Source organism: Nonomuraea diastatica (assembly GCF_004349015.1).
GTDB classification, from domain to species: Bacteria; Actinomycetota; Actinomycetes; order Streptosporangiales; family Streptosporangiaceae; genus Nonomuraea; species Nonomuraea diastatica.
Genome location: NZ_SMKP01000324.1, coordinates 1 through 5,956 on the forward strand (window position 1 = coordinate 1; position 5,956 = coordinate 5,956).

Genomic DNA, 5,956 nt, shown 5'->3' on the forward strand with positions numbered 1-5,956 from the left:
GGTCACCTGGGTGGGTGCGATGATCCCGGCGTCGGAGTAGTAGCGGATGGCGCTCACGTTCAGCCCGGTCCTGCGGGCCACGTCCCCGATCGGGTACAACTCGTTGTCGTCCATGCCGCCACTATGGGATCTCAAGCGGCTTGAGATGCAACGGGTACGGCGGGCGGAAACCCGTCGTCGAGGACTTCCCCGGGGCGCCGCCGTTCCCTGAGGCCGGAGCGCCGCCCACGAGCTACGCCGTCACCATCGTGGACGTCGCAGTGGACGGCACCTTCCCCGCGGAGGGGTTCGAGGAGCACGAACAGGCCTGGGCGCGGGCCGCCATCACGGCATGGAGCCAGCGGATCGGCTGAGGCGTCGCTCGCCGGCTCGCCACCTCCCAGGAAGGTAACAGGCACTGAGGGTGCTCCCCCGCCAGTACCCTCTCGACGTATGTCATCGTGGCGGATCTACGGAGCGGTGGGCCTGCTGCTGCTCACCACCGGCTGTTCGCTCCTCGGCGAGGACACCGAGGACGTTCCCGACGTCAAGCGCGATCAGACGTTCGCCACGGCGGGCCCCCGGCAGCTCACCGACGCGGGCCCGGCGCCGGGCGTCATGCGGGAGGCCTGGCGCGTCAAAGGGCTCGGGCAGGGGGAGGAGGCCCGCCCGATCAGGCTGGAGGGCGGCCAGCTCTTCGTCGCCGGCGCCGACGGCTTCGACGTCTACGACGCGGGCACCGGCCAGAAGAGGTGGCGTTACCGCGAGCCGGGCCGCGAGCTGACCGGGTTCGCCGTCAACAAGGATGACCTGGTCGTCGCCTCACGGTCCAAAGCAGGCAGCCACCTGACCGGGCTGGCGTCGGGCACCGGCCGGCTGCGGTGGGAGCGCGGCGGCGATGAGGGCAGGCCGTTCACCCACGGGCACGGCGGGCGCCTGGCCATGGGCGAGGGAGTCGTACCGCTCCTGGTCAGAGCCGAGCCCTCCGGACGCGACGAGGAGGAGGAGCCGGACGAGTTCCTCGCCCTCGACGCCGCCACGGGCGAGGAACGCTGGCGCCGGCCGCACCACGCGCCGAGCGGCTGTGACGCCGACACCCGGTCGGCGGCCACCGACACCGACGGAAGCGTCCTGGTGTTCAGGGAGTCCTGCCGGGACGACCACTACCTGTACGCCTTCAATCCCTCGGACGGAAAGCCGCTCTGGTCGCGCACCGGCACGTCCGACGACTCCCTGGTAGGGATCTCCGTACGCGCCGGCGCCACCCTGATCGAACTCGACGAGCACACGCGCACCCTGGTCGGCCGCGACGGCCGCGAGATCGCCAACCTGAACGGCATCGGCGAGTGCCTTCCTCCCTGCTCGTTGTGGAGCGTGGGAGACGACCTGGGGCTGATCCACTTCGACGAGTCGCGCAACATGGCCTTGTCAGTGATCAGCGTGTCCAGCGGGCAGGTACGCACCCTGACCACACCCCACGACACCATGTCCGTCACGGCCGGCGGGCGGTGGTACGGCGTCAGCTCCAAACTCGGGGGCAACCTGCTGCCCGCCCGCCTGAACGTCCTCGACGCGGCGACAGAACAGCTCACCACGATGCCCCTGCCCCTCAACCTCGAGTCGGACGTCGGCTCCCTGCGGTGGCTCGGGACCGCCGGCGGTCACCTGCTGGTGGCCACGTCGAAGGGAGGCGATCTCGTCGCGTACGCCTCCACCCCCACGGAGGGTCCGCTGGAGCTGGGCGGCGCGGCCAAGGACGAGTGGCCGCAGGCGTGCGACCTGCTGAAGGACGTGCCGGGCAAGACGATAGCGCGCACGCCCATGGTGGAAGGGCCGGTCAAGATCGGCTCCCAGGAGCTCGCCAGGAGCCGGTGTCACGTGGACTACTCCGCGGATGGGGAGGACGGGCAGGCCATCGTCGAGGTGTTGTGGGTGGCCGCGAACGCCGCCGAGGCAGACGGCCTGGTCAACGGTGAGGCGGGCCTCTACGGCGCCGACGAGGTGCAGAAGACGAGCGACGAGGTCGCCCACGTACGCAAGGGCCGCTTCGTCGTCAAGGTGCAGTCCCGGCAGGAAGACGATCTTCAGCGGATCGTCGCCGGAGTGGTCGAAGCGCTGCCCTGAGAGTCAGCGCTGAGAGTCAGCGCTGAGCGTCAGCCCTGAGAGTCAGCCCCGTAGGTCAGCCGGTACGGCTGACGCTGAACGTCGTGGCCTCGCCGGAGGACTCCCGGGTGGCGACCCAGCCGTCGCCGGCAGCGGCGTACTCACCGGCGGGCGCGGCGTCGAGAGGGCCCTTGGCGAGGTCGTAGACGCGGATGTAGCAGCTGTCGCGGTAGCAGTCGTCGGGACGGACCAGGAGCCGGTCTCCGGCGAGAATGGTGCTGACCCTTCCCCAGACCTTCAGGGGCTCGTCGTCGCTCCAGCGGGCCCTGCCCGAGGAGAGGTCGTAGAGGGTGAGCGTCTCCTTCTCGTCGACGAGCTCCTTGACCAGCACCGTCTTGGCGTCGCCGTTCAGAATCGTGCCCGGGGTGCCGCCCGTCCAGCGGGTCCGGCCCTTGGCCAGGTCGAAGACCCGCGGGTGGCCGCGCTCGTCGACCCCGAAGAGGTTGCCGCCGTCGGCCGAGACGTCAGGCAGGCCGTACCTGCACTGCCCGTCCCGCTCGGCGTCGGCCAGCCTGATGCGTTCCTTCCACTTCTTCGCCCCGGTCCTGGCGTTCAGCGCGACCATGTCCAGCCGGCACATCTCCTTGAACGTCTCGACCTGGCCCTCCTTGCTGCTCATGATCACAAGCCCGCCGGTGAGGTAGGTGGGGCCGGAGACCCGCTTCTGGCCGCGGGGGTAGAGCAGCTCTCCGCCGAACCGCTGCTTCTCGACACGTACGCCGAGCCGCCCGCCCGACGCGGCGTCGAGGGTCATGAGCCAGTGCTTGCCCCGGTAGCCCTTCGGCCGGGTGGTCATGGTGAGCACGCCGCCGGACCTGCCGGTCACGGTGGCGACGTGCTCGGCGAGGATCGTCCAGCGGACCTGCCCGGTGCGCGGGTCCCTGGCGCTGAGCCGGCAGTCGTCGTGCCGCTCGGTCTGCTTCCCGCGGCAGACCGGGGTGTACACCGTCTCGCCGACCACCGACTCGTACGGCGAGGAGGTGGCCTTCCACAACGTCTTGCCGTTCGCGGGATCGACGCCCATGTCCACGTTGGGCGGCGGCCACGTGGATTCGCCGCCTTTCCGGTGGGTGACGATCACCACGCCGTCGGCGACCGAGATATCCACATCACTGCGGAAGGTACGCTTCCATGCCTGCTTGCCCTTGTCCGTGATCCCGCGCAGCTGGTTGCCGGCGGCCACCATGAACCGGCCGCCCGCGGAGAAGAGCTGAGCGTCTCCCCATCGGGTCTCCCCCTCGTCCTCCATCGTGATCGACCAGTCGGGATCGGTCGCGGGCGGGGGCGTGGGCGACGGTGACGGCGTGCCGGGGACGATCGTGCGTACGGGCGCGCTGGGCGCCGTCTCCGCGGGAGTGCCGCCCCCGCTGCAGGCCGTCACGAGAAGCGCGAGCATCCCGCACGCGAGTTGCCGATGTGGTCGTCGATGCACCGCGCCTCCCCCCGAAATTTCGCACACCATATCGCCCGAAACCCGAGAAGAGACCTGCCAGGTTTCAGGGTGACAGGACGGGGATGCCGGCCGTCCGACTTCACCGCGAGCAACGCCGATCACGGACGCTGCGTGGCCCGCGCAGGCCGGCCATCGAGAGCGAGGACGACGATTCCGGGAACGGTGAACGTTTGCGCGGAATCCTCAACCGCCGGGCCAAGGCGCTGAAGGACGGCGACGAGCAACCGCACGGCCCGCGCATCACCCCCGAGCTGTGAGCCGCCACAGGTCCCCGTGGTGTCTTCGCGCCGGCTTCATCGCCATGTGACGGCGTCGTCGCGCGCGCGGTAGGCGCTCGGCGGTGCCCCGAGCAGGCGGAGGAACGAGCGCCGCATGGTCTCGCCCGTGAGAAAGCCGTGGCGGCGCGCGATCACCTCCAGTGGATCGTTCCCCTCCTCGATGGCCGCCCGTGCCGCCTCGACCCGCGCGCGTTCCACGAACCGTCCCGGGCTCATGCCCACCTCGCGGGAGAAACGGCGGCTGAAGTGCCGCACGCTCATCGACAGGCGGTCCGCCATGGCGGGCACGGTGAAATCGCCTTCTGGGCGCATCACGATGTCGCCGAGCAGGCTCCGCAACGCGGGGTCACGCGCCATGCGCGGCAGGCGCGCGACGTTGTCGGGGCGGCCGTCAGGGCGGCGTACGAGCCATTTGGCCACCCGGTGGGCGACGTCCCCGCCGTGGTCGTCCTCGACGAACGTGAGTGCTAGGTCGACGGCCGAGGCGATTCCCTCCGCGCTCCGCACCCCGCCGCCGCGGATCGTGTGCGGCACCACCTTGACGACCTGCCGGGAGCCGCCCGGTTCCGCGCCCGCGGACCGCCCGCCCTGGAGCGGGATGCCGTCGAGCGCCAGGTCCCCGGTGCCGATGGAGGCGACCCGCCGGGCCAGCCCGGCCAGGCGCCGTGTGTGACGGGCCGGGTCGGAATCGCGGTGCGGGCCGCCCGTCGCGGCTCCGGAGCAGGAGCCGCCGATGAGCAGCAGCGTGTCGAACTCGTGCCGGATGTCCGCCAGATCGACGTCCACGCCCAGCCGCACGCCACAGGAGGTGCGGACGTCCGCCCCGCCAGGAGCGGCGAGGCGTACGCGGTAGCCGCCGCCCGTCAGCCGTGTCACCCCCTCGAACACGTCCATGGGACCGGCCACGTCCAGCAGGCGAACCCCGTCGCCGACGGCCACCAAGACCTCCGCTGGGCCGGGCACGGCGGCGCCTCCGCGTGATCTCATCGAGCCTCCCCGTTGATGACACCTTCGCGGCAGAAGTGCAGCGCGAGCAGACGCTAGCCGGGCCGGTCCTCGAACCGTCCTCGAACCGTCCTTGCTCGTCGGCGTCCCGCTCCGCGGCCGGGGTCCAGCCAGTGCGTTTCCGGGTGGAAGTGTGCGTCCCCGCGGTGTGGGCAGCAAGAAATTGGGCGCTCATTGGTGGTGAGATCTCAAACCGGGCGAACGCGATCCGTTATCACCATGAAACTTAAGGTGTGACTAATCTCTCAATAGTTTTCGCACCACATCGCGCCCAACAAGCGGTACAAGCGATGCCCCAGGCGCTCCGGCACGCGCCGGCGGCGCTCGTGACGGAGCCGCGCGAAAGCGCGTGCTCGCTGGTCAGTTTCGATGACAGCGGAGCCGCCAGGCGGACCGCCACCACCCCGCCGACCAGCCAAAACGGGAAAGCCATCTGGCGTACCCCGGAAGCTGGAGCTCAAACTGTGGGGCAACGGCGGCACGGTAATCCGTGTTACCGCTTCGCGTAAATTCAGAGTCCATGTCGTCAGCACACCCACGACCGCAAGCGGATTCTCCGCCCTCCACAGAGGAACTGGGACCACCCCGCCTCGAGGACGGCCGGGAGTTGTGGCGCATCACCCGTGAATCGAAGATCCTTGACCTCAATTCCCCCTACAGCTACGTCCTGTGGTGCCGGGACTTCGCGAACACCTCGGTCGTGGCGCGCGGCGAGAACGGCGTGCGGGGCTTCATCACCGGGTTTACCCGCCCGCAGGAGCCGGAGACGCTCTTCGTGTGGCAGGTCGCGGTGGACGAGAAATGGCGGGGCCGCTCCTTGGCCAGCCGCATGCTCGGTTACCTGGCCGGTACTACATTCGCAGATCTTGGGGTAGGGGGTCGCCTCGTTGGCGGTAGTGGCTGATCAGGGCTCGGGTTTGGTGGACAAGCCGGAAATGTGACCAGGACAGCACATGGTCGATGGCGGTGGCCGCGGGTATGAGGAGGCGGGCCAGGACGCGGCGGATTTCGGCGAGGGAGGGCCGGATCAGCCGGGGCGGGGTCAGCGGGCCCGCTCCTGGAGCGCGGGTGCTTTTCC

General features: G+C 70.0%; 7 protein-coding genes. 4 read left to right on the forward strand and 3 right to left on the reverse strand.

Going from position 1 to position 5,956, the window contains the following annotated elements:
- Positions 1 to 114 (reverse strand): MerR family transcriptional regulator (locus tag E1294_RS50615; protein ID WP_132520089.1); only part of this gene is annotated, 114 nt, incomplete at its 3' end.
- 26 nt (positions 115 to 140) lie between these two features.
- Between E1294_RS50615 and E1294_RS50620 the strand changes: the two genes are divergently transcribed.
- Positions 141 to 353 carry a DUF5946 family protein gene (locus E1294_RS50620; RefSeq protein ID WP_132520092.1) on the forward strand — a complete coding sequence of 71 codons (213 nt, stop codon included), beginning with the start codon at positions 141 to 143 and terminating at the stop codon, positions 351 to 353.
- A gap of 79 nt (positions 354 to 432) precedes the next feature.
- The gene (locus E1294_RS50625; protein ID WP_132520095.1) at positions 433 to 2,103 is read left to right on the forward strand and encodes an outer membrane protein assembly factor BamB family protein; all 1,671 of its coding nucleotides are present in this window, start codon (positions 433 to 435) and stop codon (positions 2,101 to 2,103) included.
- A 55-nt stretch (positions 2,104 to 2,158) separates the two neighbouring features.
- Here the strand turns inward: E1294_RS50625 and E1294_RS50630 are convergent, their stop codons facing one another.
- Positions 2,159 to 3,538, reverse strand: coding sequence for an outer membrane protein assembly factor BamB family protein (locus E1294_RS50630; protein ID WP_132520098.1), 1,380 nt, complete (start codon positions 3,536 to 3,538; stop codon positions 2,159 to 2,161).
- Positions 3,539 to 3,657: 119 nt separating this feature from the next.
- On the opposite strand from E1294_RS50630, the gene E1294_RS50635 reads away from it, so the two are divergent.
- Entirely contained in the window at positions 3,658 to 3,852 is a 195-nt protein-coding gene (locus tag E1294_RS50635; RefSeq protein WP_132520101.1) for a hypothetical protein, read from the forward strand.
- 36 nt (positions 3,853 to 3,888) lie between these two features.
- On the opposite strand, the gene E1294_RS50640 is transcribed toward E1294_RS50635, so the two are convergent.
- Positions 3,889 to 4,860: a GlxA family transcriptional regulator gene (locus E1294_RS50640; protein ID WP_132520104.1), complete on the reverse strand. Its 972-nt coding sequence runs from the start codon at positions 4,858 to 4,860 to the stop codon at positions 3,889 to 3,891.
- A 538-nt stretch (positions 4,861 to 5,398) separates the two neighbouring features.
- Here E1294_RS50640 and ectA point away from each other — a divergent pair.
- On the forward strand, positions 5,399 to 5,782 hold the full coding sequence (ectA, locus tag E1294_RS50645; protein WP_132520107.1) for a diaminobutyrate acetyltransferase: 384 nt from the start codon (positions 5,399 to 5,401) through the stop codon (positions 5,780 to 5,782).
- The last annotated feature ends 174 nt before the right edge of the window (positions 5,783 to 5,956 follow it).